This is a genomic window from Stenotrophomonas sp. YAU14A_MKIMI4_1, assembly GCF_003086855.1.
Lineage (GTDB): Bacteria > Pseudomonadota > Gammaproteobacteria > Xanthomonadales > Xanthomonadaceae > Stenotrophomonas.
In genome coordinates, this window is sequence record NZ_CP025998.1 from 1042673 (window position 1) to 1067406 (window position 24734).

Consider the following 24734-nt stretch of genomic DNA (forward strand, 5'->3'; position numbering starts at 1 on the left):
CCATGTCATGCGATCTCAGCGCTTGACCAGCTCCACGCGTCGATTCGTACGACGTCCGTCCTCGGTTGAATTTTCCGCAAGCGGTTGGCTCTGGCCCAGGCCCTTGGCCGCCAGTCGATCGGCTGCGATTCCGGCGCCGACAAGGCGATTGCGCACCGACTCTGCGCGCGCCTGCGAGAGTGTCTGGTTGTGCGCAGCACTACCGCTGTCGTCGGTGTGTCCCTCCACCGAAAGCTGGAGATCCTGATCGGCTTTCAGCAGCTGGGTGACCTGCTGGATCTGCGGCTCCGAGTCCGGCAGGATCTCGGCGGCGTCGGTGGCGAAGTTCACCTGGATGGATACTTTCCCACTGCTTTCCAGCGCCTGTTTCAGGGTGTCGGCTTCAATGACCTTGGCCGTTATCTGTACCGGTTTCGTTTCCGCGACGAGCAGTGCGCCGGAATTTCCGCTGGAGCCCAGGTGAATCCAGATATCCCGATCATCACGATGGATGACGTAGGTTTCTGCCGGCTCATTGTAGATATCGCCGATGCCGCCGACATACTGGACCCCGGCCTTGCTGCTGCCGATGTTACCCGATGCATCGGCGGGAAGGGTGCCGGAGAAAATGCGTTTGCCACCGAGTGTCTCTACCAGGCTCTGCACATTGCGACTGAGCTCAAGTTGCGAATAAGGGCGGTCGCTGTTGCTCTGCAGGACCGACGAATGGACCTTGCCTTCGATCCACTCCACGTGATCACCGGTCCAGAACGGCACGCGATCAAATGGACTGTCCACCACATCCTGACGGGCGTAGCCCTGCGGCAGCCCGACGTAGGGGAAGCTGCCCAGCGGCGCCTGGGATACCGGCAGGTCGGCGACGGCGAACGGGCGGGCCTTCTGATTTTCATCCGCAGTCGCCGCAGACTGCGCGGAGGATTCCGCGCTGGCGCTGGCGCTGGTGCTGGTCTGGGCGGCCGGTGAGGCGACGCCTTCTGCAGGCGTTTCGGCGGAGCCCTTGCAGGCGCCCAATGTCAGTATCAGGCTTGCGGCCAACAGGCTCACACGTACTGCGGACAGGTTCGATCCGAACGTCAGGTTCATGAGCGCACCTGCCTCATCAGTTCGTTGCAGACGTCGCCGGTCGGTTTGTACTGGCCTTTCTTCCAGGCAGCGGTGATTTTTTCCCGCTCCCGTGCTTCGGCAGCGTCATAGGCCTGGTCGAAGTCTGTCTCTGTGCCAAAGATGGTTTTCACCTGGGCCTTGTGCCGTGCGCGCAGCGTTGCGGTCTGTTCGGCTGTTGCGCCGCACGCCAGCGCATTGCCCGTATGCGTGCCTCCCACCGCTCCGTATCGTGCCGCAGCGCCGTCCTGTGCGAGTACGGGAACGCTGCCGATCAGCAAGGCAGTGGTGATCACTAGCTTCGTCATGGAATAGCGCATGTTGATGGTCCTCATCGGGCCCGGTAGCGGGCATCAATCCCTGTGCTGCGAGCATAGCAACAGGCAATGCCAGGCAGGATGGCGCTGCATCGGGCGGCCCTGTGGGCGGCCCCAAGGTGAACAGCGTAAGGATGACGAACAGCCGCAAGGGGCTGCGCCTGGCCAACCCGGCGGCCCTTGAGAGTAGTGCCAAGGACGTCTGCTCCACGCATGGCGTGGACCTACGGATCTGTCTGGGCGAGCAAGCCCCTCTGTTGAGGGGCTGCCCCGACAGGGGCGGGGAGAGGCAGGCAAAGGGAGGGGCCCATTCGTTGCGTAGCAACGCATGGGGCGAAGCGCGCGCAGCGCACTTCGCTTCCCGCGCCAGATAAATGAAAAAGGCTGCCCTCTGGGCAGCCTTTTTCATTTATCTGGCGGAGAGAGGGGGATTGTCGGGTGCATCCCTGCACCCGATCCCGATGCGCGTTGCACATCGGGACCAGCCTGCGGCTGTCCGGTTCTGCTCCTGCAGAACCGTCGAACCCCCGCGGGGCTTCTCACCCGCCATCCCGTCCGCCAGACAAACGCAGAAGGGCCACCCTGTGGGCGGCCCTTCTGCGTTTGTCTGGCGGAGAGAGGGGGATTCGAACCCCCGAAGCGCGGTTTAGACGCTTACACACTTTCCAGGCGTGCTCCTTCAACCACTCGGACACCTCTCCGGATTCCCTGCCATCGGCAAACGCCTCAGCAGGGGCGCAGATTCTAGCGGGCGCCGCGCCCGGACACAAGCACCGTGTTTCAGGGGGAGGGGGCTGGACAGGCATGGCACAATGGAACATCCGATGGAAGACGGTGGCCTGATGTCCTATCTCGTGCTTGCCCGCAAGTGGCGTCCGAAGCGTTTTGCCGAGCTGGTGGGCCAGGAACACGTGGTCCGTGCGCTCAGCAATGCGCTGGACAGTGGCCGGGTCCACCATGCGTTCCTGTTCACCGGTACCCGCGGCGTGGGCAAGACCACCATCGCGCGTATCTTCGCCAAGTCGCTGAACTGCGAGCAGGGCACCAGCGCCGACCCCTGTGGCCAGTGCGCAGCCTGCCTGGACATCGACGCCGGCCGCTACATCGACCTGCTGGAAATCGACGCCGCGTCCAACACCGGCGTGGATGACGTGCGCGAGGTGATCGAGAACGCCCAGTACATGCCCTCGCGCGGCAAGTACAAGGTCTACCTGATCGACGAAGTGCACATGCTGTCCAAGGCGGCGTTCAACGCGCTGCTGAAAACGCTGGAAGAGCCGCCGGAGCATGTGAAGTTCCTGCTGGCCACCACCGACCCGCAGAAGCTGCCGGTCACCGTGCTCAGCCGCTGCCTGCAGTTCAACCTGAAGCGGCTGGACGAGGACCAGATCCAGGGCCAGATGACCCGCATCCTGGCCGCCGAGGAGATCGAGTCCGACCCCAGCGCAATCGTGCAGCTGTCCAAGGCCGCCGATGGCAGCCTGCGTGACGGCCTGTCGCTGCTCGACCAGGCCATTGCCTATGCCGGTGGTGCCCTGCGCGACGACGTGGTGCGCACCATGCTGGGCACCGTGGACCGCACCCAGGTGGCGGCCATGCTGGATGCCCTGGCCGACGGCGAGGGCGCGCGCCTGCTGCAGGTAGTGGCGGCGCTGGCCGAGTTCTCGCCCGACTGGAGCGGCGTGCTGGAAGCGCTGGCCGAGGGCCTGCACCGTATCCAGGTGCAGCAGCTGGTACCGGGTGCGGCTGCCGCCGCCGAAGGTCTGGACGTGGCTGCCTTTGCTGCCCGTCTGCGCCCGGAAGTGGTGCAGCTGTGGTACCAGATGGCGCTCAATGGCCGCCGCGACCTGCCGCTGGCGCCGAGCCCGCGCGCAGGCTTCGAAATGGCCGTGCTGCGCATGCTGGCCTTCCGCCCGGCGGCCGCGGTGCCGCCGGTCCCGCGTGCGGTCGACCCGGCCGCAGGTGCTGCCCCGGGCGGCAACGCGCCCAACGGCGGTGGTGCCGGTGGCAGCCAGGAGGCCGCTCCGGCTGCCGCTGCCTCGGCCCAGGCCCCGGCGGCGTCAGAGCAGGTGAGCGCCGCAGCGCATACCCCGTCGCCGCAGCCCGAGCCGCCGCCGCGCGAACCGGAGCCTGAACCGGAACCGGAACCGGAACCCACCCCGGAACCTGAACCGGTGCCGGTAGAAGAACCTGAAACCCCCACACCGGTGAGGGCCGAGGTTGCTGCGCCGCCGGCCGAAGCGAGCGACGATCTGCCGCCGTGGGCCACCGAGGAGGCCGAGGCCGCCCACGCCCGTGATGCGTCGCTGGCCGGCGTGCATGCCACCCCGGAGGCGGCCATGGTCGCCCCCTGGCACGAACCGCCGGCACCGGCACAGCCCGCCGAGGTTGCCGAAGAGCGCTCGTTCCAGCCGGAAGGCATTGCCATTGCGCCCGCACCGGCGGCCGCCGACCGTGGCCCGCAGGAAGCGGTGAGCGAACTGGCCAGTGCCGAGGACTGGCTGGATCTGGTGGCCGGCAGCGGCCTGAACGGCCCGTCGCGCCAGTTGGCCGCCAACGCCGCCTTCATCAGTTGCCAGCAGGGCACCTTGAAACTGGGGCTTTCGCCCGGATTTGAATACCTGCGCTCCGAGCGCGCGCTGGCGGCGCTGGGCGAGGTGCTGGAAAAGGCCCTGGGGCAGGCGCTGCGGATCGTGGTCGAGACCGTGGAAACCGAACACGTACCGGCCGAGACCCTGCACCAGCGTGCCGACCGCCAGCGTGGCGAGCGCCAGCAGGCCGCCGAGGCCACCTTCATGGACGATCCGGAAGTCCAGCTGCTGATCCAGCAGCACGGCGCCCGGGTCGTTTCCGATTCCATCCGTACTTTTGACGAGTAAGACGACATGCGCGGGAACATCGCCCAACTGATGCAGCAGGCCCAGAAGATGCAGGAAAACCTGCAGAAGGCCCAGGAAGAAATCGCCAGGATCGAAGTGACCGGCAGCGCCGGTGGCGGCATGGTCAGCGTCACCCTTACCGGTGCGAAGGAATGCCGCAAGGTGCGCATCGACCCGTCGCTGACCAGCGATCCGGAAATGCTGGAAGACCTGATCGCGGCTGCCTTCAACGACGCGTCCAACAAGATCGACGCCGAATCGAAGTCGAAGATGGGCTCGGCCACGGCCGGCATGCAGCTGCCGCCGGGCATGAAGCTGCCGTTCTGATACCCGTAGCGTCGAGCGTGCTCGACTGGTCCTTCCGTAGCGTCGAGCTTGCTCGACGGCATGCGTGAATCAGTCGAGCATGGCTCGACTCTACTGAACCCTTCAGTCGAGCAAGCTCGACTCTACAAAGCCTGCCGCCGTGCCCGCACCTCTGCTTGAACAATTGATCGATGCGCTGCGGGTGCTGCCGGGCGTGGGCCAGAAGACGGCCCAGCGCATGGCCTACCACCTGCTGGAACGCGAGCGCGAGGGCGGCCAGCGCCTGGCCGAAACCCTGGCGTTGGCGGTGGAGCGCATCGGCCATTGCGCGCAGTGCCGTGATTTCAGCGAGAGCGAGGTGTGCCCCACCTGCGCCAACGGCAGCCGCGAGCGCAGCCAGTTGTGCGTGGTGGAATCGCCGGCCGACCGCCTGGCCATTGAAAACGCCACCGGCTTCCGCGGCGTCTACTTCGTGCTGCAGGGGCGCTTGTCACCGCTTGATGGCGTGGGCCCGCGCGAGCTGGGCCTGGAACAGCTGGAGCAGCGCCTGGCCCAGGGCGAGGTGCAGGAACTGATCATCGCCACCAGTGCCACCGTGGAAGGCGAAGCGACCGCGCACTACCTGGCGCAGTTGGCGCGCGCCCGCCAGGTCCGGCCCAGCCGCCTGGCCCAGGGCCTGCCGTTGGGGGGCGAACTGGAATATGTCGATCGCGGCACGCTGTCGCACGCCTTCGGCACCCGCAGCGAATTCCGCGACTGACGCGCGGCCGGGCAACGCCTGCTGTCGCCGGCCTACAATGCGGGGCATATCCCGCCGAGGCCGACCATGAGCAGCGAAACCCTCTTCAGCAAGATCATCCGCCGCGAGATCCCGGCCACCATCGTCTACGAAGACGACGAGGTGCTGGGCTTCAAGGACATCGCACCGCAGGCGCCGGTGCACGTGCTGTTCATTCCGAAGAACGAGATCATTCCCACGCTGGATGACCTGCAGCCGTCGCAGGCGCACCTGATCGGCAAGCTGGCGCTGGCAGCCGCGGCCTACGCGCGCAGCGAGGGTTTGGCCGAGGACGGCTACCGCATCGTGATGAACTGCCGCGAGCATGCCGGGCAGACCGTGTTCCATATCCACATGCATCTGCTGGCCGGCGCGCCGCTGGGGCATTTCGGTACGCCGGGGCGTTGAGGCCACCGCATCCACGCGTGGCCAGGGTGATGGCGCGCGTAAAAAAAGGCCGCCCTGGGGCGGCCTTTCTGTACTTACCACCAGCCCCAGCGGCCGTAGCCCCAGTATGGGCCCGGGCCCCAGGGGCCATACGGACCGTACGGGTAGGGCACCACATCCACCTGGCGCTGTTCCGGCCACAGGTAGATCACATCGGCGGCCAGCTTCGGCAGGCGGTAGTCGTAATCACCGATGCGCGTATTGGAATAGCCGTCGATCTTGCCGATGAAGGTCACATCGCGGCCGGCTTCGAACACGGCCGGGTCGTAGAAGCCGGCGCGGCAAGCAATGAAGCGGCCATCGCTGGCGTCGGACGAGGTGGTGTTCGGGCGGCCACTGCCATTGAGCGGGCGTGAGATCATCTGGAAGCAGGTCTCGCCCTGGCCGGGCAGGGTTTCAATGATGCGCCCGCCCCAACGGACCGGCGTGCCGACCTGCTGGGTGGCGACCGAATCGCGCGGGGACACCAGGCTGAACTGTCCCTGCAGCGGCTTGGGTGCCGTTGCGCAGGCCGACAGGGCCAGCGTGGCCACGGCAGTAAGAAGGAACTTGGTTTTCATTGGGAAGCTCCGGAAGACGGGCGATGCCTGCGCAGGTCCCGCAATAATGCGGCGAGGTCGGTGCGAGTGCCAGCGTAACGCGCGTCAGCGAAACGCTGGCTGAGTGCCAGCAGGGCAGGGTCAGGTTGCTGGGCATGCACGCGGCCTGCCCACACCATGGGGGGCTCGTGCGGTTCGCGGCCCAGGCCGCGCCGCGCGTAGCGCCGGCCCAGGTGGTGCCAGGCGCGCAGCAGGGGATCGCGCTCGCGCTCGCCACGTGCCAGCAGCCAGGCCATCCAGGCCAGTGCCAGCAACGCGGCCGTCACGAACCCAGCCAGCAGCTGTCCTGGCCCCAGATCGTCCAGCCCCAGCGGCTGCAGCATCTGCTGCTGGCGGCGTGCGTCGAAGGACAGCACCAGATCGTTCCAGCCGCGGCGCAGCCAATCGCCCACCTGGCCGATCTGCAGCCAGCGCTGTTGCAGGCCGGTATCGGCGCCGGCCTGCAGGCGGTCATCCAGCGTGTCCAGGATCCGTTCCGGTGCCACCGCGGCGGTCGGGTCCACCCGCACCCAGCCTTGCTGCGGCAGCCACACTTCGGCCCAGGCGTGGGCGTCCATGCGGCGCACCACCCAGTAGTTACCGATGCGGTTGCGGGTACCGCCAGCGAAGCCGGTCACCACCCGCGCGGGAATGCCGGCGTTGCGCATCAGCACCACGAAGGAAGAACTGAAGTGCTGGCAGAAGCCGGCCTTGTAATCGAACAGGAAAGCATCGACCGGATCGCGCCCGGCCACCGGGGTTTCCAGCGTGTAGGAGAAGTCAGTGGTGATCCAGGCCAGCGCCCGGCGCACCACGGCGGCATCGTCATTGCCCGCTTCCTGGCGCCACTGCCGGGCCAGCGTAGCGGTGCGCGGGTTGAAGCCTGCCGGCAACTGCAATGCCGCACGGCGCTGTTCGGCCGACAGCGTGGCATCGAAGCGGCGTGCTGGTGCCGATTGCAGGCGCCAGCGGGTCAGTGCGCTCAGGCGCCGGTCGCTGGACAGGCTCATGTCCGCATCCAGGCGGGCGCCGGCCGGTGCGCTGCGCGGCAGGTCCAGCGCCACCAGTTGGCGGCGGTCGGTGGGCTCGTAATCGATCTGGTAATCCCAGCCAGATCCTGTCTGTTCCACGACCGCCGGGGTGCGGAACTGTGCGGCGGGATCGCGCCGCCACACGTGGCCATCAAAACGGGTCATCACCGGGCCGCGCCAGTAGCGCTGTTCCGCCGCTGGCGCTGCACCGAAGAACTGCACGCGCAGGGCGGGCGTATCGTCGGCCATCAGGTCCAGCCACTGGTCCGGCTCCATCGTGTCGGACAGCCCCGGCGTGCCGACGGCGCGATCGGGAATGCCCCACAACGGCGTGGCCAGGCGGGGGAACAGCCAGAAGCAGGCCAGCGCCAGCGGCAGGCCGATCAGCAGCAGTCGGCCAACGCCGTGCAGCTGCCCGCGCAGCGGCACCGGCGCGCTATGGCCTTCGCCCTGGGCCAGGCGCTGCAGCGCCAGCAGGCCGGTGATGCCGGCCAGTGCTGCCAGCGCGGTGGTCAGCGGCCCCTGGTCGAGCAGGAAGGCGGCAAACGGTGCGAACAGGGCGAAGCCGATCAGGCTGCGCGCATCACGCAGGCTGCGCAGCTCGCTGGACTTGATCGCCAGCATCGCCGCCAGCAGCGCGCAGCCGGTGTCGCGGCCGGGGCGCATGGCGCCCATCTGCCAGACGATGGCGCCCAGCATGGCCAGCACCAGCAGCACGCGCACCGGCATCGGCAGCACGCGCCGCTGCGACAGCAGGGCGGTCAGCACGGCGGCGCCGGCAAACAGCGCGGCCAACAGCGTGGGCAACTGCAGCAGCAGCGGCAGCAGGGCCAGCGCCGCACTGGCCAGCGTCCAGTAGCGCGCGTTGCGATCGATCAAGGGCGCGGTGTCAGTCATGCGGCAACAGGGCCAGTGCGCGCAGGCACAGATGGTGGTGGCTGGCGCCCTGGCCGGGGCCGAGCGCGGGCTGGCCGGGCAGCAGCAGGGTATAGCGGCGGCCTTCGCGTTCGGCCAGGTCGACCCAGCGCGCCAGCCGCGCAATGCGCGCTTCGCCGGCCATTGGTGCCAGGGCGCGCCAGTCCAGCATCACCTCGATGCCGACCGGCTTTTCGTATTCGCGTACCAGCAGGCTGTCGCGTCGCGCTGAATGTTTCCAGGCGATGCTGCGCGGTGGGTCGCCGGCGCGGTACGGGCGCAGCTGGTGCAGCTCCTCGCCGCTGGCATGGGCACGGGTGTGCAGCGGGTCGCTGCCGCGCTCGGGCAGGGCCGGGCCCTGTGCTTCGGCGTGGGGGTAGACCAGCAGCGGTTGTTCGGGCCAGACCCACGACCAGGCCCGCACCAGGCCCAGCGGCTGGGTGCTGGACAGGCGCACGCGTGGCAGGTCCAGCCAGCCGCGGCGCTGCGTGGGTACATCCAGTTCCACTTCGCCGCGGCCCTGCGCTGGCAGGTCGGTCCAGGCCTGCCTGTCGCCCAGTTGCAGGTGCAGCCCGTGGCGCGCACGCGGGTCGCGCACGGAAAGATCGATGCGCAGCCGCAGTGGCTGCCCGGCTGCGACCGGCTCGGCGGCGATCGCATCGACCTGCACGCCGGACAGCTGCAGGTGCGCGGCAATCGCGCTGGCTACCGCGGCCGCTGCCAGCAGCAGGGCCAGCAGCAGGGCCGGGTTGTTGTTGTAGTTCAGTGCGCCCAGCAGCATGGCCGCCAGCAGGGTAGCCACGAACAGGCCGAAACGCGTGGGCAGCACGTAGATGCGGCGGCGGTCCAGCCGCTGCGGCAATGCCTCCGGCGTGCGTGGGCGCGCCAGCAACTGCAGCCGTGCCCAGCGCGAGGAGACGTTCAATCGACCGCCACCGTCTGCAGGATCGCCCGTGCCAGGGCCGGACCGGCGCTGGATTCGGCTTCGCCCACCAGGCGGTGGCCGGCGACCGCGACGAACAGGGTCTGCACGTCTTCGGGCACCACATGGCCGCGGCCCAGCAGCAAGGCATGCGCCTTGGCCGCGCGCAGCAGGGCCAGGCCGGCGCGCGGTGACAGGCCCACGCGCACGCCTGCATGCTGGCGGCTGCGGGTCAGCAGCGCCTGCACGTAATCCACCAGCGCATCGCTCACATGGATCTGGCCGACCGCTTCGCGCAATTGCCGCACCTGGTTGTCATCCAGCTGCGGCACCGCGCGCGCAATCAGGTCGCGGCGGTCGGTGCCGCGCAGCAGCTCGCGCTCGGCCTGCGGGCTGGGATACCCCATGGCCAGGCGCAGCAGGAAGCGGTCCAGCTGCGAATCGGGCAGCGGGAACGTGCCCGACAGATCCACCGGGTTCTGCGTAGCGATCACGAAGAACGGGTCCGGCAGGATATGCGTCTGCCCGTCCAGCGTGACCTGCTGTTCGGCCATGGCTTCCAGCAGGGCGCTCTGCGTGCGCGGCGGCGCGCGGTTGATCTCATCGGCCAGCAGCACATGGGTGAACACCGGGCCGGGATGGAACTGGAACTGGCGGCTGCCGGCGTCGTAAACCGACACGCCCAGCACATCGGCGGGCAGCAGGTCGGAGGTGAACTGTACGCGCTGGAAGCCCAGCCCCAGGCTGCTGGCCAATGCGTGCGCCAGCGTGGTCTTGCCCAGGCCGGGCAGATCCTCGATCAGCAGATGGCCGCCGGAAAGCAGGGCAACGAAGGCCAGGCGCACCTCCTGCACCTTGCCCAGCACCAGCGCGTTGACCTGGTCCTGCGCATTGCGCAGGGACTGTCGCAGTTGATCGGTTAGCATGCTGGGCATGGGGGACGAAGCTGTCATGATCGTCTCACGTTCGGGAACCCATCGATTCTATCCATAGAGCAATGCAGGGCGAACAGCGCGCACGCACGATATTTGTCTGGTTATGGACGCTCGTCACAGCGGCCAAGCTGGTCGTGGCCGCACGGCTGCCCCTGTTCGTCGATGAGGCGTTCTATTGGCAGGAGGGCCAGCACCTTGCGGCCGCCTATTCCGATCTGCCCGGCCTGACCGCGTGGCTGGCGCGGCTGGGCGTGGAAATCGGTGGCCATCATGTGCTGGCGCTGCGCCTGCCGTTCCTGGCCATCGGCGCGTTGCTGCCGTTGCTGGTTTCGCGCGTGGCCACCCGCTGGTTCGGCGCGGTGGCCGGTTGGCAGGCCGGCAGCCTGACCTTGTTGATGCCGTTGTCGGCCACGCTGGGCCTGCTGGCCGTGCCCGATGTGCCGATGGCGCTGGCGGCGGTGCTGTGCCTGGACGCCGGTGCGCGCCTGCTGCGCAATGTCGATGCCTCTTCGGCGGTGAAGCTGGGCCTGGGCCTGCTGATCGGCGCACTCAGCCACTACCGCTTCATCGGTGTCATCGGCGTGGGCTTCATTGCCCTGCTGGCGCTGCCGCAAGGGCGGCGGATGCTGGCCGACCCGCGTGTGTGGGTGGCGCTGGCGGTGGGCGTGCTGGCCTGGCTGCCGCTGCTGGCCTGGAATGCCGACAACCACGATGCTGGGCTGAAGTTCCAGGTGGTGGAGCGCCATCCGTGGGCATTCGAGTGGCGCGGGCTATGGTTCCTGGTGATCCAGCCGATGCTGGTCACGCCCATCCTGTGCATTGCCATGTGGAAGGTGGCCCTGGCCGGTACCCGCAGCGGTGGCGGTGCGCGCGTGCAGTGGCGCTACTTCGGCCTGGTGGGCGGCGTATCCACGCTGGGCATCTTCGTGCTCGGCTTCTTCACCGATGTGGAGCGCATCAGTTTCCACTGGCCGCTGCCGGGCTATCTGGCCCTGCTGGTGGCGGTGCCGGTGGTGCTCAACGGTTGGCCGCGCGGCCTGCGCCGCACCGGCTGGTGGCTGGCGGGCGCAGGCTTGGTGCTGGCGTTCTCCTATTACCTGATGGCGTCCTCGCCGGGCCTGCGCGAACAGCTGGCGGGCAACAAGTACTACCCGCGCAATTTCGCGGGCTGGCAGCCGCTGGCAGCGGCCGTGCGCGAAGAGCTGGCACAGATGCCGGAAGGCACCCGGGTGCTGGCCGGCAACTTCAAGGTCGGCGCCGAGCTGGGGTTCCAGCTTGGCGATGGTGATATCGAGGTGCTGCCGCATCCGCTCAACGACAAGCATGGGCGCAGTGCGCAGCTGGCACAGTGGCAGTTGCTGCACGATGGCACGCGGCAGCAGCCGATGCTGCTGGTGCTGTCGCCCAGCGACCAGCGCTACCGCGACCTGCTGCAGCGTTACCACGCGGTGTGCGAACAGGTGGGGCCGTTGCCGCCGCCACGGGTGGTCAGCAGCGATCACGGCTTCCAGCGCTTCCTGTTGTTCCGCCTGCCGGCGCAGCGCGTGGACGCGCCGTGCGTGACCCCGGCGATGGCCTGGCTGGATGCGCCGTCCAATGGTGATGTCGTTTCCGGCACGCTTGCGGTGAAGGGCTGGGCCTTCAAGGACGGTGTCGGCCTGTCGCGGGTGGAAGTGCTGCTGGATGGCCAATCGCTGGGCGATGCCCGTTATGGTCGTGAATTCGACATCCGCGCCGCCTGGCCGGGCACCACCGATCCCAGCCACCCGCACGTAGGCTTCGATATCAGCGTGGATACGCGCGCGCTGGCGCCGGGCCGGCATTGGCTGGGCCTGCGCCTGCATGGCCGCGACGGCAGCGTGGAGCCGTGGCAGGAGCAACCGTTCGAGGTTGCCCCGTAACGCGCAATGTCGAGCGTGCTCGACCGTCGGGTGCGTAGAGTCGAGCTTGCTCGACTCCCTTGTACGTAGAGTCGAGCTTGCTCGACTGCGCGGTACATTCAGTCGAGCAAGCTCGACTCTACCAATGCGGGGTCACGGCACGGCGAAGCCGGCCTTCCGCAGCAGCCCGCACAGGGCGATCAGGGGCAGGCCGACCAGCGCGGTGGGGTCGCGGTTGTCGATGGCCTCGAACAGGCTGATGCCCAATCCTTCGCACTTGAAGCTGCCGGCGCAGTCCAGCGGCTGTTCGGCTGCCACGTAGCGGGCGATCTCGTCCTGCTTGAGAACCCGGAAGCGGACCGCGGTCACATCCACGGCGGCCAGCTCGTCTCCATCACGAGTGAGACTGATGGCGGTATGGAAGCGCACGGTCTTGCCGGACATGGCGGCCAACTGCGCGCAGGCGGCGTCCACCGTGCCCGGCTTGCCCAGCGGCAGGCCGTCCAGGTCGGCCACCTGGTCCGAACCGATCACCCAGGCGCCGGGGTGGCGCGCGGCCACCTCGGCGGCCTTGGCGGCGGCCAGGCGCACCGCCAGCGCCGCCGGTGCCTCGCCGGCGCGCGGGGTCTCGTCCACGTCCGGGCGTGCGCAGTCGAAGGGCAGGCCCAGCCGTTGCAGCAGGTCGCGGCGGTAGCGGGAGGTGGAGGCCAGCAGCAGGGCGGACATGCGATAATTCCGGGGCAGGGCGGGGCAGTCTGGCCCGGCGTGAAGGCCCGCAGCAAGCCCCGCCCGGCAGGGTATTTGACAGCGGGCGGGCTGATCCTTAGTATTCAGCGGCTTATGTCCGCGAACGTGCCCGAAACGCTGGATGCTTGGCGGATGGTTGTAGCGCGCAGGCGCTTCGACGGCCAGGTTTCTTTGGCTGAATTGACCCGCCTGCAGGGCTTGGTCGCCGATACCGACGGTGAGTGCAGTTACTCGCTTGAATTCGGTCGCGACGAGGTCTTGCGGGTATCCTATGTGGAACTGACCATCGATACCGCGTTGCCGCTGACCTGTCAGCGCAGCATGCAGCGATTCCTGTTGCCGGTGAAGATGACCCAGAGGCTTGGCCTGATCCGCGACGAGGACGAGGAATCGTCCCTGCCGGAAGAGTACGAAGCGTTGCTGGTGCCGGAAGATGGCCAGCTGCGGCCGCTGGACCTGGTCGAGGACGAGTTGGTGCTGGCGGTGCCGGTGGTGCCGTTGTCACCCGACGGTGAAGCCGTCGACCAGGACTGGGCACCAAGCGAAGAAGAAACGAAGAAAGCCAACCCGTTTGCGGCGTTGGCGGCCCTGAAGAAAGAATAGAAGCATTAGCAGCCGGATTGTCGTCGGCGGCTGCGGCGAAAGCGAAAGTGTGCTGGGCGCTGGCGTCCTGCGCGACGATACGACGAAGCAAAAACGAACCGAGTTTGGAGCAATCCCATGGCTGTCCAGAAATCCCGTGTCACCCCGTCCCGCCGCGGTATGCGCCGTGCGCATGACGCCCTGAGCGCCAAGCAGCTGTCGACCGACCCGACCACCGGCGAAGTGCACCTGCGTCACCACATCACTGCTGACGGTTTCTACCGCGGCAAGAAGGTCATCCAGACCAAGACCTCGGCCGTCGAAGAAGATTGATGTGCCGGGAAGGCCGCTGCCTGCGGGCAGCGGCCTTCGCCTTTCTTCCCGGGTGTGCCGGTGATCGGCGGCCCGCGCAACAGGAAACATGATGAGCAAGCGGATCTACTCGAGGATCGCGGGCACCGGTAGCTATTTGCCGGAAAAAGTCCTGACCAACGCCGACCTGGAAAAAATGGTCGAAACCTCGGACGAGTGGATCCAGACGCGCACCGGTATCCGCGAACGGCACATTGCTGCCGAAGGCGAAACCACCAGCGATCTCGGCTACCAGGCCGCGCTGCGTGCGCTCGAAGCGGCCGGCATCGATGCCAGTCAGCTCGACATGATCGTGGTGGGTACCACCACGCCTGACCTTATTTTCCCGTCCACCGCGTGCCTGATCCAGGCCAAGCTCGGTGCATCGGGTTGCCCCGCTTTCGACGTGAACGCCGCCTGCTCGGGCTTCGTGTTCGCGCTCAGCGTGGCCGACAAATTCATCCGTTCCGGTGATGCCCGCCACGTGCTGGTGATTGGTACCGAAACCCTGACCCGCATCGTTGACTGGGAAGACCGCACCACCTGCGTGCTGTTCGGCGATGGGGCCGGCGCGGTCGTGCTCAAGGCCGACGAAGAGACCGGCATCCTCAGCACCCACCTGCATTCGGACGGCAGCAAGAAAGAGCTGCTGTGGAACCCGGTGGGCGTGTCGGTCGGTTTCAAGGGCGGCGCCAACGGCGGCGGCACCATCAACATGAAGGGCAACGACGTGTTCAAGTACGCCGTGAAGGCGCTGGACTCGGTCGTGGACGAAACCCTGGAGGCCAATGGCCTGGACAAGTCCGACCTGGATTGGCTGATTCCGCACCAGGCCAACCTGCGCATCATCGAAGCCACGGCCAAGCGCCTGGACATGTCGATGGACCAGGTGGTGGTCACCGTCGATCGCCACGGCAACACCTCCTCGGCCTCGGTGCCGCTGGCGCTGGACGCCGCCGTGCGTTCGGGCAAGGTCGAGCGCGGCCAGCTGCTGCTGCTGGAAGCCTTCGGTGGCGGCTTCACGTGGGGTTCGGCTCTGCTGCGCTATTGATAGCGTCAGTTACGACAACGTGAATCTGTCGTTACGGCCCCTCTGGGGCCGTAACGCGTTTAGGAGAACCGTCATGGTTGAGCCCATCGTGATTGAAGGGCAGCGTGCCTGGCTGAAGCAGTACGGCAAGGGAAGCCGCGCACTGGCCCTGGGCCTGCTGAACTTCGTCGCCCATCGTTTCCAGCTGGACGCGCTGCGTCCGCCGCCGCACCGTGGTGGTGATGCCGCCCGCGAAACCGAAGCACGCCGCCTGGGCGAACTGCATGCGCAGGGCATCAACGTGCCCGAAGTGATCGGCAGCGGCCACGCCGCGCTGGTGATCGGCGACAACGGCAGCTCCTTCAATACCTGCCTGCGCGAGGCCGAGGCGGCCGGTCGCGACCGCCTGGTGGCCGCCGCCATGCAGGCACTGGCCGAAGCACATGCGCGCGGGGCCTATTTCGGCCAGCCGCTGCCGCGCAACCTCACCTGGGACGGGCAGAAGGTGGGCTTCATCGATTTCGAAGAAGACCCGCTGGAAGTGATGGACCTGGCCGAGGCGCAGGCCCGCGACTGGCTGATGTTCGGCTATGGCGTGGCCAAGTACTACGGCGACCGCCCCGAACGCCTGCAGGCGATGATGGCCGAGGCCATGAACAGCGTGCAGGGGCCGGTGCGCGCCCACGTGCATTCGGTCAGCGGGCGCCTGCAGGGCCTGGCCCGGGTCTGCATGAAGATGGGGCGCTCGGCGCGCGCGTTGGCGCATTCGATCTTCATCACCCATGGTGCCACCACGCTGGGCCTGATCATGGTGGTGGGGCTGTGCATGGACTTCTTCGCCGACGGCGAGCTGGACATCCTGCAGCTGTTCTGCTGATCCGCTCCCCGCCGGGCATGGTCCGGCGCTACCGGTAGCGCCGGGCCATGCCCGGCGGACCCGTGGTGGGGCGCACTCCATACGCCGTGCATACGCGCACGTACAGACGACACGGGGAATTCACCCTTATCATGGCCCGCTTCGATTGCAACAAGCGGATGACCGCGTGACCGTATCCACCCTCGCTTTTGTCTTCCCCGGTCAGGGCTCGCAGTCCGTGGGCATGCTGGCCGAACTGGCCGAGCTGCACCCGCAGGTGCGTGAAGCCTTCACCGAAGCATCCGATGGTGCCGGTGTCGACCTGTGGGCGCTGTCCCAGGGCGGCCCGGAGGAAATGCTCAACCGTACCGAATACACCCAGCCGGCGCTGCTGGCCGCGAGCATCGGCGCATGGCGCGCCTGGAATGCCGTGGGTGGTCCGCGTCCGTCGGTGCTGGCCGGCCACAGCCTGGGCGAGTACACCGCACTGGTCGCTGCCGGCGCGCTGAGCCTGCACGATGGCGCCCACCTGGTGCGCCTGCGTGGCCAGCTGATGCAGGAAGCCGCGCCGGCCGGCGTGGGCGCCATGGCCGCCGTGCTGGGCGCCGAAGACCAGCTGGTGCTGGACGTCTGCGCCGAAGCCGCGGGCAGCCAGGTAGTGGTGCCGGCCAACTTCAATTCGCCGGGCCAGATCGTGATCGGTGGCGACGCCGATGCGGTGGACCGCGCGCTGGCGCTGTTGGCCGAAAAGGGCGTGCGCAAGGCGGTCAAGCTGGCCGTCAGCGTGCCCTCGCACACCCCGCTGATGCGCGAAGCCGCCAACCGCCTGGCCGAAGTGATGGCCGGTCTGTCCTGGCAGGCGCCGCAGCTGCCGGTGGTGCAGAACGTCGATGCCAAGGTGCATGACGGCGTCGATGCCATCCGTACCGCGCTGGTGCAGCAGCTGTACCAGCCGGTGCAGTGGACCGGCTGCGTACAGGCCCTGGCCGCCCGTGGCATCACCCAGATCGCCGAGTGCGGCCCGGGCAAGGTGCTGACCGGCCTGGTCAAGCGCATCGACAAGACCCTCGATGGTCGCTCGCTGGCCACCCCGGGCGATTTCGAAACCGCCCGCGAGACGTGGTCGGCCTGATCCCCCTGTTCCTGCCGACCGTGCCGGTGGCCGCTGCAAGCGGCACGGGTGCGGCGGCCGCCCCAGCCTGAGGAAAACATCATGAGCAAGCCCCTGCAGGGTGAAATCGCACTGGTCACCGGCGCCAGCCGTGGCATTGGTGCCGCCATCGCCGATCTGCTGGCCGCCCAGGGCGCCACCGTCATCGGCACCGCCACCACCGAATCCGGCGCCGCCGCGATCGGTGAGCGCCTGGCCGCCCACGGTGGCCACGGCCGCGCCCTGAACGTGACCGATGCGGCCGCGCTGGACAGCGTGCTGGACGGCATCGCCAAGGAATTCGGCGCGATCTCGATCCTGGTCAACAACGCCGGCATCACCCGCGACAACCTGCTGATGCGCATGAAGGACGAGGACTGGGCGTCGATCATCGACACCAACCTGACCAGCGTGTTCCGCACCAGCAAGGCCGTCATGCGCGGCATGATGAAGGCGCGCAAGGGCCGCATCATCAACATCGCGTCGGTGGTGGGCGTGACCGGCAATGCCGGCCAGGCCAACTATGCCGCCGCCAAGGCCGGCATCATCGGTTTCAGCAAGTCGCTGGCCAAGGAAATCGGCTCGCGCGGCGTCACCGTGAACGTGGTCGCGCCGGGCTTCATCGACACCGACATGACCAAGGCGCTGCCGGAAGAAGCACGCACCGCCCTGATCAACGACATCGCCCTCGAACGCCTGGGTTCGCCGGAAGACATCGCCCATGCGGTGGCCTTCCTGGCCAGTCCGGCGGCCGGCTACATCACCGGCGAAACCCTCCATGTGAACGGCGGCATGTACATGCCGTAAGCAAGGGGCGCAGGGATTGCGCCGCAAGTGGTTGATCTGCGAGGATTTTTGCTGCAATGCAAGGTCGCGCCGGTTTCCACTACACTATCCCACGGCCATCGCCTTTGATGGCGACCATTTTTGAACCACAACTCCATCTGGAGCGAGATCCCATGAGCACCATCGAAGAACGCGTCAAGAAAATCGTCATCGAACAGCTTGGCGTCAAGGAAGAAGAAGTCACCAACAGCGCATCGTTCGTCGATGACCTGGGCGCTGACTCGCTGGACACCGTCGAGCTGGTGATGGCCCTGGAAGAAGAGTTCGAGTGCGAAATCCCGGACGAAGAAGCCGAGAAGATCAGCACCGTGCAGGCTGCCATCGACTACATCAAGGCCCACGTCAAGGCCTGATGTCAGACGGCTGTGCGCGTGCGGGCTCCTGCTCGCCGCGCACCGCACCCCATGGGGCCGCAGTTGCGGCCCCGTGTGTTTGAGCATCACATCGAAGCAAACCGTGTTACCCGTCGAGAACGTGCGGGTCAGGAGAATCAGCAATGAAGCGTCGCGTCGTCGTAACCGGCCTGGGTATCGTCTCGCCGTTGGGCAATGATCTGGCCAGCAGCTGGGAAGGCATCACCCACGGTCGTTCGGGCATCGGTCCGCTGACCAACGTTTCTGATGCCTACCTGGAACGGTTCACCACCAAGATTGCAGGTGAGGTCAAGGGCTTTGACATCACCGCCGACAACCCGTTGTTCGGCAAGTACCGGGTCAGTGGCAAGGATGCCAAGAAGATGGACCCGTTCATTCATTACGGCCTGGGCGCTTCGTTCATGGCCCTGCACGATTCGGGCCTGGAAATCACCGAAGCCAACGCCGAGCGCGTGGGCGCCATCGTCGGCGCCGGCATCGGCGGCCTGCTGGGCATCGAAGAGCAGACCATCGAATTCCACGAGGGCAAGAAGATCTCGCCCTTCTACGTGCCCAAGACCATCATCAACATGCTGCCGGGCCAGCTGAGCATCATCGCCGGGCTGAAGGGCCCGTCGTTCTCGGCCGTGTCCGCCTGCGCGACCTCGAATCATTCGATCGGTACCGCGATGCGCATGATCCAGTACGGCGATGCCGACGTGATGGTGGTCGGTGGCGCAGAGCGTGGCTCCTCGCCGACCGCGCTGGGCGGCTTCTGCGCCATGAAGGCCATGAGCACCCGCAACGATGCCCCGCAGCAGGCCTCGCGCCCGTGGGACAAGGACCGCGACGGCTTCGTGCTGGGCGACGGTGCCGGCATCCTGATCCTGGAAGAGTACGAGCACGCCAAGGCGCGTGGCGCGAAGATCTATTGCGAACTGGCCGGCTTCGGCGCCAGCTCCGACGCGTACCACATGACCGCCCCGGCCGAGAACGGCGAAGGCGCGGCGCGCTGCATGACCATGGCGTTGAAGGACGCCGGCGTGACCCCGGACCAGGTCGGTTACCTCAACGCACACGGCACCTCCACGCCGCTGGGCGACCTGGGCGAAACCATGGCCATGAAGACCGCCTTCGGTGACCACGCCTACAAGATGATGGTCAGCTCCACCAAGTCGATGACCGGCCACCTGCTGGGCGCCGCCGGCGGCGTGGAAGCGATCTTCTCGGTGATGGCGCTGCAGGACAACATCATTCCGCCGACCATCAACCTGGAACAGCCGGGCGAAGGCTGCGACCTGGACTACGTGCCCAACGAAGCACGCCAGGCCAAGGTGGACGTGGTGATGTCCAACGGCTTCGGCTTCGGCGGCACCAACGGCACGCTGATCTTCAAGCGCGTCTGACCGGCGTCGTCGCGACGCGACCCATCGGTATTGATCGAAACGGATCAACGCCGTGCAACACGGAGCCGCCGCAAGGCGGCTTCCGTGCATCTGAACCCCTGAACTGGCCGCCATGACCCACGCACCGCTGATCCAACCGCTGCCGCACCCGATCGACCTGCTGGCCGTGCAGCAGCACGACCCCGCGCGCTTCCCGCTGCTGATGGAATCCACTGCCTCGGGCACCGCGCAGGGGCGCTGGAGCCTGCTGCTGGCCGCGCAGGGCGACCAGCTGCGACTGGATGCCGATGGCCAGGTGCGTGACCAGCACGATGCGGTGCAGCCGGGCACCTTCCTGCGGGTGCTCGACCGCGCCTGGCAGGCCGAGCGCTTGCCGCACGACGGCAGCCACAGCCTGCCGTTCCGCGGCGGCTGGGCATTGATGCTGGACTACGAAGTGGCCAGCCAGATTGAACCGGTGCTGCCAACGCGCGCGCGCGACGATGGCCGCCCCACCGCGCTGGCGCTGCGCTGCCCGGCTGCGCTGCTGCACGACCACGAAGCGAACGCCAGTTTCGTCATTGCCGAGGCTGACCAGCAGGTCCTGCTGGACGCGCTGGTGGCGCAGGCCGCGGCCGCGCTGCCCGAGGCCGGGCAGGGCTGGCAGCCGCCGCAGTCGGTGGGCGAAGACGCGCCGCAGCGCTTCACCGACGGCGTGCGCCGGGTGATCGATTACCTGCGCGCCGGCGATGTGTTCCAGGTGAACCTGTCGCGCCGCTGGAGCGCGCAGTTCGCCGCGCCGGTCAGCCCGCAGGCGCTGTACGCGCAGCTGCGTCGTGCCAACCCGGCACCGTTTGCCGGGCTGTTCAGTGCGCACGGCCGCCATGTGGTCAGCTCATCGCCGGAGCGCCTGGTATCGGTGCACGCCGGCCACGCGCAGACCCGGCCGATTGCCGGCACCCGCCCGCGCTTCGAAGGTGACGACGATGCCGCGCGCATCCAGGAACTGGTCGGCCACCCCAAGGAGCGCGCCGAGCACGTGATGCTGATCGACCTGGAGCGCAACGACCTGGGCCGCATCTGCCTGCCCGGCACGGTGGTGGTGGATGAACTGATGACGGTGGAGAGCTACGCCCATGTGCACCACATCGTCAGCAACGTCAGCGGCCATCTGCGCCCTGACGTCACCCCCGGCGAAGTGATCGCCGCCACCTTCCCCGGCGGCACCATCACCGGCTGCCCGAAGGTGCGCTGCATGCAGATCATCAGCGAGCTGGAACAGGTGCCGCGCGGTGCCTACACCGGCGCCTTCGGCTGGCTGAACCGCGACGGCGACCTGGACCTGAACATCCTGATCCGCACCGCCGAAGTGGACGGCAGCGAAGTCAGTTTCCGTACCGGCGCCGGCATCGTGGTCGATTCGGACCCGGACAAGGAACTGGACGAGACCCGCGCCAAGGCCCGCGGCCTGCTGCGCGCGTTGGGCCAGCAGGGCTGACCGGCCGGGGGTCAGATCCCTCGCGCGGCGCGCGAGGGCTCTGACCCCCTACGATGACCGATCCTGGTGGGTGCCGACCGTTGGTCGGCACTGGCACACACCCCCATCATGACCCCACGCCACCGGGCACGGTATCCTGCACGGCGGAATCGCATTCAGAGGTAGTCCATGGCGGGAGCCAAGCGCGGGTGTCTGTTCGTGGTAACGCTGCTGCTGGTGCTGGCCGCCGTGCTGGTCGGTGCGGGCGCGTGGTTCTTCCACCAGCAGAGCCAGTTCGCCGACCAGCCGATCAGCCCGTCCACCGACAGCGTGGTCATCGCCAGCGGCGACGGCCTGAACAGCGTACTGCGCAAGCTGCGCGACGCCGGCGTGGACGAAGGCCAGGACACCCAGTGGCAGCTGCTGGCGCGCCAGCTCGATGCCGCCGGCAAGCTGAAGGTGGGCGAGTACGCGCTGGACAATCGCCTGACCCCGCGCGAGCTGCTGCTGCGCATGCGTGCGGGCAAGGTGCTGCAGCACCGCGTCACGATCGTCGAAGGCTGGAACATCCGCCAGGTACGTGCCGCGCTCAAGCGCGCCGAACCGCTGCTGCACACCACCGATACCCTGGATGACGCTGCCCTGATGCAGCGCCTGGGCTTCGGCGGCCAGCACCCGGAAGGCCGCTTCCTGCCGGAAACCTACGTCTACCAGCGCGGTGACAGCGACCTGGACGTGCTCAAGCGCGCGCACGCGGCAATGGAAAAAGCCCTGGACGAAGCCTGGGAAAGCCGCGCGCCGGATCTGCCGATCAACACGCCCTACGAGCTGCTGACCCTAGCGTCGATCATCGAAAAGGAAACCGCGCTGGCCAGCGAGCGGCCGCAGATTGCCGGGGTGTTCATGCGCCGCCTGAAGATCGGCATGCGCCTGCAGACCGACCCCACGGTGATCTACGGCATCGGCGCGGCCTACGACGGCAACATCCGCCGCCGCGACCTGACCACCGACACGCCCTACAACACCTACACCCGTGCCGGGCTGACGCCCACCCCGATCGCCATGCCCAGCCGCGATGCGCTGATGGCCGCCGCGCAGCCGGCACCGGGCAATGCGCTGTACTTCGTCGCCGTGGGCGATGGCAGCGGCGCACACGTGTTTTCGCCCAGCCTGGACCAGCACAACGCCGCCGTAGCCCGCTACCTGCAGCAGCTGCGCCAGCAACGCAACAAGGAGACCCCGGCGCAATGAGTTCCGCGCTGCTTCGCCACCCGCGTTTCGTCAGCCTGGAAGGCGGCGAGGGCGCGGGCAAGACCACCGCCATCAACGCCATCCGCGATTGCCTGCGCCGCCATGGCCACGAGGTGGTGCTGACCCGCGAACCGGGCGGCACGCCGCTGGCCGAGCGCATCCGCGGCCTGGTGCTGAAGCCCGACGCCGAGATTGCCGCCGAACCGCTCAGTGCCGAGGCCGAACTGCTGCTGGTGTTCGCCGCGCGTGCGCAGCATGTGCGCCAGGTGATCCAGCCGGCACTGCAGCGCGGTGCCTACGTGCTCAGTGATCGCTTCACCGATTCCAGCTACGCCTACCAGGGCGGTGGCCGCGGCCTGGACCCGCAGTGGATTGCCGATCTGGAGCGCCGCGCGGTGGGCCTGCTGCCGGGCCTGACCCTGCTGCTGGATGTGGACGTGGCCGTGGGCCGCGCCCGCGCCAATGGCCGCGATCTGTGGCCGGACCGCATCGAAAGCGAGCAGGACGATTTCTTCCAGCGCGTGCGCGAAGTGTTCCGCAGCCGCGCCCAGCAGGACCCGCAGCGCTTCGCCCTGGTCGATGCCGGCCAGGTGCAGGAACGCGTGGCCGCCGATGTGGTGGCGCGCGTGGAGCAGTGGTTGCAGGCGGGGCAGGGCGCATGAGCACCTCCTCGCCCTGGCAGCAGCGCGCCTTCGACCAGACCGTGGCCGCGCTCGATGCCGACCGCCTGGGCCATGGCCTGTTGATCTGCGGCCCGGCCGGGCTGGGCAAGCGCGAAGTGGCGCTGGCCCTGGCCGACCATGTGCTGGCCCGCGGCGATGCGTCCCACGCCGCACGCACGCGCCAGTTGATTGCCGCCGGCACCCACCCGGACCTGCAGCTGGTCAGCTTCATTCCGAACAAGAGCGGCGACAAGCTGCGCACCGAGATCGTGATCGAGCAGGTGCGTGAGATCACCAACAAGCTGGCGCTGACGCCGCAGTACGGCGTGGCCCAGGTGGTGATCGTCGATCCGGCCGATGCGATCAACCGTTCGGCCGCCAACGCGTTGCTGAAGACCCTGGAAGAGCCGCAGCCTGGTCGTTACCTGTGGCTGATCAGCAGCGACCCGGCACGCCTGCCGCAGACCGTGCGCAGCCGTTGCCAGCGTCTGGAATTCAAGCTGCCACCGCATGACGAAGCCTTGGCCTGGTTGCTGCAGCAGGGCCACAGTGAAGCGGCCGCGCGCGAAGCGCTGGAGGCCGCGCGTGGCCATCCCGGCCAGGCCGATAACTGGCTTCGCGAAGACGGCCTGAGCCTGCGCCGCGAAGTGGGGCGCGAGCTGGAACAGCTGGCCGCCGGCAGGACCGGTGCGGTGGAGCTGGCGCAGAAGTGGTGTGGCGATGACAACGCGGCCCTGCGCCTGCGCTTCGCCGCCGACCTGGCGCTGGCCCAGGCCAGCACCGATGCCTTGACCACGCCGGAGCGATTGCACAAGCTTGCAGCCTGGTTCGATGCGGCCAATCGCACCCGCGACCTGCTGCGCACCACGGTGCGTGCGGATCTGGCGGTGGTCGAGCTGCTGCTGGCCTGGAACAAAGTCAACGAGCGGCCTGCCGCAAGGGGTAACCGATGAGTGCCAGCAACGCCCGCCAGGGCATCCTGTCCCTGGCCGTGAAGGACAAGGCGGCGCTGTACAGCGCGTACATGCCATTCGTGAAGAATGGCGGCATCTTCGTGCCCACGCCCAAGCGCTACTTCCTGGGCGACGAAGTCTTCCTGCTGCTGACCCTGCCCGATTCCAGCGAACGCCTGCCGGTGGCCGGCAAAGTGATCTGGGTCACCCCGGCCGGCGCACAGGGCAACCGCACCGCCGGCATCGGCGTGCAGCTGGCCGACGGCCAGGAAGGCGAGACCGTGCGCCACAAGATCGAAACCCTGCTGGCCGGCCTGACCAGCTCGGACAAGCCCACCCACACCATGTAACACCCGAGATCCCGCCTTTTCGTAGAGTCGAGCTCGCTCGACTGCTCCTCCAATGTAGAGTCGAGCCATGCTCGACTGCAGCTCGCCGACAGGCCTGAAAAAGCCCCGTGAACACAAATGTGAAAAAGTGTTGACGGCCTCAAAAAAGCCCCTATAATGAGCGGCTCAGCAACACACCGGGCGGTTAGCTCAGCGGTAGAGCATTGCCTTCACACGGCAAGGGTCACAGGTTCGATCCCTGTACCGCCCACCAAATAAAACCCTGATTCTTCAGGTGTTATGAAGAAGCCGGCCTTGAGCCGGCTTTTTCGTAACTGCAGGGTAACAGCAGAGACGCTTGCCTCAGCGCCGCTGCTCTTGAATAGCAGTCTGGCCGACTCCATAGCGGTTAAGCCCATAAGGGCTAAATCAGAACAGGGGTTCGATATGGATTTCAAAGCCGGTGATGTTGTCAAGCTGAAAAGTGGTGGGCTCCTGATGACTGTTGCTTGGGTTCGCGAAGGCATCGCCTATTGCGAATGGTTCGATACCGAAAGCAAGCCCCAAGGTAAGAAGTTCGCGCTCGCTACGCTCACCAAGGCGTAAGGGTGCGTTGCGCCCCCGGATTCGGGGGCGCATGATTCTAGTGCGCGTTTAGCGAAGCTCTCAGAGC

Annotated in this window: 26 protein-coding genes and 2 tRNA genes; 20 read left to right on the forward strand and 8 right to left on the reverse strand. The window is 67.4% G+C overall.

Annotation, left to right across the window (positions count from 1 at the left end):
- Positions 1 to 15 precede the first annotated feature (15 nt).
- The 3 genes from C1931_RS04725 to C1931_RS04735 all read right to left on the reverse strand — a co-directional run bounded on the left by C1931_RS04725 (position 16) and on the right by C1931_RS04735 (position 2119).
- Entirely contained in the window at positions 16 to 1083 is a 1068-nt protein-coding gene (locus tag C1931_RS04725) for an OmpA family protein (RefSeq protein WP_108755540.1), read from the reverse strand.
- A complete protein-coding gene (locus tag C1931_RS04730; protein WP_159093555.1) occupies positions 1080 to 1421 on the reverse strand; it encodes a hypothetical protein in 342 nt (113 codons plus the stop codon). Before C1931_RS04730 ends, C1931_RS04725 begins: the two co-directional genes overlap by 4 nt.
- A 605-nt stretch (positions 1422 to 2026) precedes the next feature.
- Positions 2027 to 2119 (reverse strand) — tRNA-Ser (locus C1931_RS04735).
- Between the two features lie 141 nt (positions 2120 to 2260).
- Here C1931_RS04735 and dnaX point away from each other — a divergent pair.
- From dnaX to C1931_RS04755, 4 genes are all read left to right on the forward strand, one after another.
- Positions 2261 to 4297, forward strand: a complete 2037-nt coding sequence (gene dnaX, locus C1931_RS04740) for a DNA polymerase III subunit gamma/tau (RefSeq protein ID WP_199913907.1) — start codon at positions 2261 to 2263, stop codon at positions 4295 to 4297.
- Positions 4298 to 4303: 6 nt separating this feature from the next.
- Entirely contained in the window at positions 4304 to 4624 is a 321-nt protein-coding gene (locus tag C1931_RS04745; RefSeq protein WP_019659509.1) for a YbaB/EbfC family nucleoid-associated protein, read from the forward strand.
- A 139-nt stretch (positions 4625 to 4763) separates the two neighbouring features.
- On the forward strand, positions 4764 to 5363 hold the full coding sequence (gene recR / locus C1931_RS04750) for a recombination mediator RecR (RefSeq protein ID WP_108755542.1): 600 nt from the start codon (positions 4764 to 4766) through the stop codon (positions 5361 to 5363).
- 66 nt (positions 5364 to 5429) lie between these two features.
- Positions 5430 to 5789, forward strand: coding sequence for a histidine triad nucleotide-binding protein (locus C1931_RS04755; protein WP_108748739.1), 360 nt, complete (start codon positions 5430 to 5432; stop codon positions 5787 to 5789).
- 74 nt (positions 5790 to 5863) lie between these two features.
- Here C1931_RS04755 and C1931_RS04760 read toward each other — a convergent pair whose 3' ends face one another.
- Genes C1931_RS04760 through C1931_RS04775 form a run of 4 tightly spaced genes read right to left on the reverse strand, consistent with a single transcriptional unit; the run spans position 5864 to position 10227 of the window.
- Positions 5864 to 6388 carry a Slp family lipoprotein gene (locus C1931_RS04760; protein ID WP_108748740.1) on the reverse strand — a complete coding sequence of 175 codons (525 nt, stop codon included), beginning with the start codon at positions 6386 to 6388 and terminating at the stop codon, positions 5864 to 5866.
- Positions 6385 to 8334 (reverse strand): DUF3488 and transglutaminase-like domain-containing protein, encoded by a 1950-nt coding sequence (locus C1931_RS04765; RefSeq protein ID WP_108755543.1) that lies wholly within the window; start codon positions 8332 to 8334, stop codon positions 6385 to 6387. The genes C1931_RS04760 and C1931_RS04765 overlap by 4 nt, the downstream gene beginning before the upstream one ends.
- Positions 8327 to 9277, reverse strand: a complete 951-nt coding sequence (locus C1931_RS04770; protein ID WP_199912404.1) for a DUF58 domain-containing protein — start codon at positions 9275 to 9277, stop codon at positions 8327 to 8329. Before C1931_RS04770 ends, C1931_RS04765 begins: the two co-directional genes overlap by 8 nt.
- Positions 9274 to 10227 carry a MoxR family ATPase gene (locus tag C1931_RS04775; RefSeq protein WP_108755544.1) on the reverse strand — a complete coding sequence of 318 codons (954 nt, stop codon included), beginning with the start codon at positions 10225 to 10227 and terminating at the stop codon, positions 9274 to 9276. Before C1931_RS04775 ends, C1931_RS04770 begins: the two co-directional genes overlap by 4 nt.
- 44 nt (positions 10228 to 10271) lie before the next feature.
- Between C1931_RS04775 and C1931_RS04780 the strand changes: the two genes are divergently transcribed.
- On the forward strand, positions 10272 to 12110 hold the full coding sequence (locus tag C1931_RS04780) for a glycosyltransferase family 39 protein (protein WP_108755545.1): 1839 nt from the start codon (positions 10272 to 10274) through the stop codon (positions 12108 to 12110).
- 132 nt (positions 12111 to 12242) lie between these two features.
- Here C1931_RS04780 and C1931_RS04785 read toward each other — a convergent pair whose 3' ends face one another.
- Positions 12243 to 12815 carry a Maf family nucleotide pyrophosphatase gene (locus C1931_RS04785; protein WP_108755546.1) on the reverse strand — a complete coding sequence of 191 codons (573 nt, stop codon included), beginning with the start codon at positions 12813 to 12815 and terminating at the stop codon, positions 12243 to 12245.
- Between the two features lie 114 nt (positions 12816 to 12929).
- On the opposite strand from C1931_RS04785, the gene C1931_RS04790 reads away from it, so the two are divergent.
- The 15 genes from C1931_RS04790 (at position 12930) to C1931_RS20405 (ending at position 24667) form a co-directional block, all read left to right on the forward strand.
- Positions 12930 to 13439, forward strand: coding sequence for a YceD family protein (locus C1931_RS04790; RefSeq protein ID WP_108755547.1), 510 nt, complete (start codon positions 12930 to 12932; stop codon positions 13437 to 13439).
- 117 nt (positions 13440 to 13556) lie between these two features.
- The gene (gene rpmF, locus C1931_RS04795; protein WP_004154640.1) at positions 13557 to 13751 is read left to right on the forward strand and encodes a 50S ribosomal protein L32; all 195 of its coding nucleotides are present in this window, start codon (positions 13557 to 13559) and stop codon (positions 13749 to 13751) included.
- A 91-nt stretch (positions 13752 to 13842) separates the two neighbouring features.
- The gene (locus C1931_RS04800) at positions 13843 to 14820 is read left to right on the forward strand and encodes a beta-ketoacyl-ACP synthase III (protein WP_108748746.1); all 978 of its coding nucleotides are present in this window, start codon (positions 13843 to 13845) and stop codon (positions 14818 to 14820) included.
- Positions 14821 to 14893: 73 nt separating this feature from the next.
- Positions 14894 to 15676: a serine/threonine protein phosphatase gene (locus C1931_RS04805; RefSeq protein ID WP_108755548.1), complete on the forward strand. Its 783-nt coding sequence runs from the start codon at positions 14894 to 14896 to the stop codon at positions 15674 to 15676.
- Between the two features lie 166 nt (positions 15677 to 15842).
- Positions 15843 to 16787 (forward strand): ACP S-malonyltransferase, encoded by a 945-nt coding sequence (fabD, locus tag C1931_RS04810; protein WP_108754738.1) that lies wholly within the window; start codon positions 15843 to 15845, stop codon positions 16785 to 16787.
- 81 nt (positions 16788 to 16868) lie between these two features.
- Positions 16869 to 17612: a 3-oxoacyl-ACP reductase FabG gene (gene fabG, locus C1931_RS04815; RefSeq protein ID WP_107230029.1), complete on the forward strand. Its 744-nt coding sequence runs from the start codon at positions 16869 to 16871 to the stop codon at positions 17610 to 17612.
- Between the two features lie 152 nt (positions 17613 to 17764).
- Positions 17765 to 18004: an acyl carrier protein gene (gene acpP, locus C1931_RS04820; RefSeq protein ID WP_108748749.1), complete on the forward strand. Its 240-nt coding sequence runs from the start codon at positions 17765 to 17767 to the stop codon at positions 18002 to 18004.
- A 143-nt stretch (positions 18005 to 18147) separates the two neighbouring features.
- The gene (gene fabF / locus C1931_RS04825) at positions 18148 to 19410 is read left to right on the forward strand and encodes a beta-ketoacyl-ACP synthase II (RefSeq protein WP_108755549.1); all 1263 of its coding nucleotides are present in this window, start codon (positions 18148 to 18150) and stop codon (positions 19408 to 19410) included.
- A 112-nt stretch (positions 19411 to 19522) separates the two neighbouring features.
- Entirely contained in the window at positions 19523 to 20887 is a 1365-nt protein-coding gene (locus tag C1931_RS04830; protein WP_108755550.1) for an aminodeoxychorismate synthase component I, read from the forward strand.
- A gap of 168 nt (positions 20888 to 21055) precedes the next feature.
- Positions 21056 to 22117 (forward strand): endolytic transglycosylase MltG, encoded by a 1062-nt coding sequence (gene mltG, locus C1931_RS04835; protein ID WP_108755551.1) that lies wholly within the window; start codon positions 21056 to 21058, stop codon positions 22115 to 22117.
- Positions 22114 to 22779 carry a dTMP kinase gene (tmk, locus tag C1931_RS04840; RefSeq protein WP_108755552.1) on the forward strand — a complete coding sequence of 222 codons (666 nt, stop codon included), beginning with the start codon at positions 22114 to 22116 and terminating at the stop codon, positions 22777 to 22779. Before mltG ends, tmk begins: the two co-directional genes overlap by 4 nt.
- The gene (locus C1931_RS04845; RefSeq protein ID WP_108755553.1) at positions 22776 to 23732 is read left to right on the forward strand and encodes a DNA polymerase III subunit delta'; all 957 of its coding nucleotides are present in this window, start codon (positions 22776 to 22778) and stop codon (positions 23730 to 23732) included. The genes tmk and C1931_RS04845 overlap by 4 nt, the downstream gene beginning before the upstream one ends.
- Positions 23729 to 24082 carry a PilZ domain-containing protein gene (locus tag C1931_RS04850; RefSeq protein ID WP_108748755.1) on the forward strand — a complete coding sequence of 118 codons (354 nt, stop codon included), beginning with the start codon at positions 23729 to 23731 and terminating at the stop codon, positions 24080 to 24082. Before C1931_RS04845 ends, C1931_RS04850 begins: the two co-directional genes overlap by 4 nt.
- A 178-nt stretch (positions 24083 to 24260) precedes the next feature.
- Positions 24261 to 24335 (forward strand) — tRNA-Val (locus C1931_RS04855).
- Between the two features lie 26 nt (positions 24336 to 24361).
- Positions 24362 to 24667: a DUF2158 domain-containing protein gene (locus C1931_RS20405; protein WP_199913908.1), complete on the forward strand. Its 306-nt coding sequence runs from the start codon at positions 24362 to 24364 to the stop codon at positions 24665 to 24667.
- The last annotated feature ends 67 nt before the right edge of the window (positions 24668 to 24734 follow it).

Excerpts from the sequence above, each read along its gene's own strand:
- C1931_RS04805 (WP_108755548.1), top strand. The coding sequence starts at position 14,894 with ATGGTTGAGCCCATCGTGATTGAAGGGCAGCGTGCCTGGCTGAAGCAG.
- rpmF (WP_004154640.1), top strand. The coding sequence starts at position 13,557 with ATGGCTGTCCAGAAATCCCGTGTCACCCCGTCCCGCCGCGGTATGCGC.
- dnaX (WP_199913907.1), top strand. The coding sequence starts at position 2,261 with ATGTCCTATCTCGTGCTTGCCCGCAAGTGGCGTCCGAAGCGTTTTGCC.
- acpP (WP_108748749.1), top strand. The coding sequence starts at position 17,765 with ATGAGCACCATCGAAGAACGCGTCAAGAAAATCGTCATCGAACAGCTT.
- C1931_RS04745 (WP_019659509.1), top strand. The coding sequence starts at position 4,304 with ATGCGCGGGAACATCGCCCAACTGATGCAGCAGGCCCAGAAGATGCAG.
- C1931_RS04780 (WP_108755545.1), top strand. The coding sequence starts at position 10,272 with ATGCAGGGCGAACAGCGCGCACGCACGATATTTGTCTGGTTATGGACG.
- C1931_RS04850 (WP_108748755.1), top strand. The coding sequence starts at position 23,729 with ATGAGTGCCAGCAACGCCCGCCAGGGCATCCTGTCCCTGGCCGTGAAG.
- fabG (WP_107230029.1), top strand. The coding sequence starts at position 16,869 with ATGAGCAAGCCCCTGCAGGGTGAAATCGCACTGGTCACCGGCGCCAGC.
- C1931_RS04760 (WP_108748740.1), bottom strand. The coding sequence starts at position 6,388 with ATGAAAACCAAGTTCCTTCTTACTGCCGTGGCCACGCTGGCCCTGTCG.
- C1931_RS04755 (WP_108748739.1), top strand. The coding sequence starts at position 5,430 with ATGAGCAGCGAAACCCTCTTCAGCAAGATCATCCGCCGCGAGATCCCG.
- C1931_RS04845 (WP_108755553.1), top strand. The coding sequence starts at position 22,776 with ATGAGCACCTCCTCGCCCTGGCAGCAGCGCGCCTTCGACCAGACCGTG.
- fabF (WP_108755549.1), top strand. The coding sequence starts at position 18,148 with ATGAAGCGTCGCGTCGTCGTAACCGGCCTGGGTATCGTCTCGCCGTTG.
- C1931_RS20405 (WP_199913908.1), top strand. The coding sequence starts at position 24,362 with ATGAAGAAGCCGGCCTTGAGCCGGCTTTTTCGTAACTGCAGGGTAACA.
- C1931_RS04785 (WP_108755546.1), bottom strand. The coding sequence starts at position 12,815 with ATGTCCGCCCTGCTGCTGGCCTCCACCTCCCGCTACCGCCGCGACCTG.
- C1931_RS04775 (WP_108755544.1), bottom strand. The coding sequence starts at position 10,227 with ATGACAGCTTCGTCCCCCATGCCCAGCATGCTAACCGATCAACTGCGA.
- tmk (WP_108755552.1), top strand. The coding sequence starts at position 22,114 with ATGAGTTCCGCGCTGCTTCGCCACCCGCGTTTCGTCAGCCTGGAAGGC.
- C1931_RS04790 (WP_108755547.1), top strand. The coding sequence starts at position 12,930 with ATGTCCGCGAACGTGCCCGAAACGCTGGATGCTTGGCGGATGGTTGTA.
- C1931_RS04730 (WP_159093555.1), bottom strand. The coding sequence starts at position 1,421 with ATGCGCTATTCCATGACGAAGCTAGTGATCACCACTGCCTTGCTGATC.
- mltG (WP_108755551.1), top strand. The coding sequence starts at position 21,056 with ATGGCGGGAGCCAAGCGCGGGTGTCTGTTCGTGGTAACGCTGCTGCTG.
- C1931_RS04830 (WP_108755550.1), top strand. The coding sequence starts at position 19,523 with ATGACCCACGCACCGCTGATCCAACCGCTGCCGCACCCGATCGACCTG.
- C1931_RS04765 (WP_108755543.1), bottom strand. The coding sequence starts at position 8,334 with ATGACTGACACCGCGCCCTTGATCGATCGCAACGCGCGCTACTGGACG.
- C1931_RS04800 (WP_108748746.1), top strand. The coding sequence starts at position 13,843 with ATGAGCAAGCGGATCTACTCGAGGATCGCGGGCACCGGTAGCTATTTG.
- C1931_RS04725 (WP_108755540.1), bottom strand. The coding sequence starts at position 1,083 with ATGAACCTGACGTTCGGATCGAACCTGTCCGCAGTACGTGTGAGCCTG.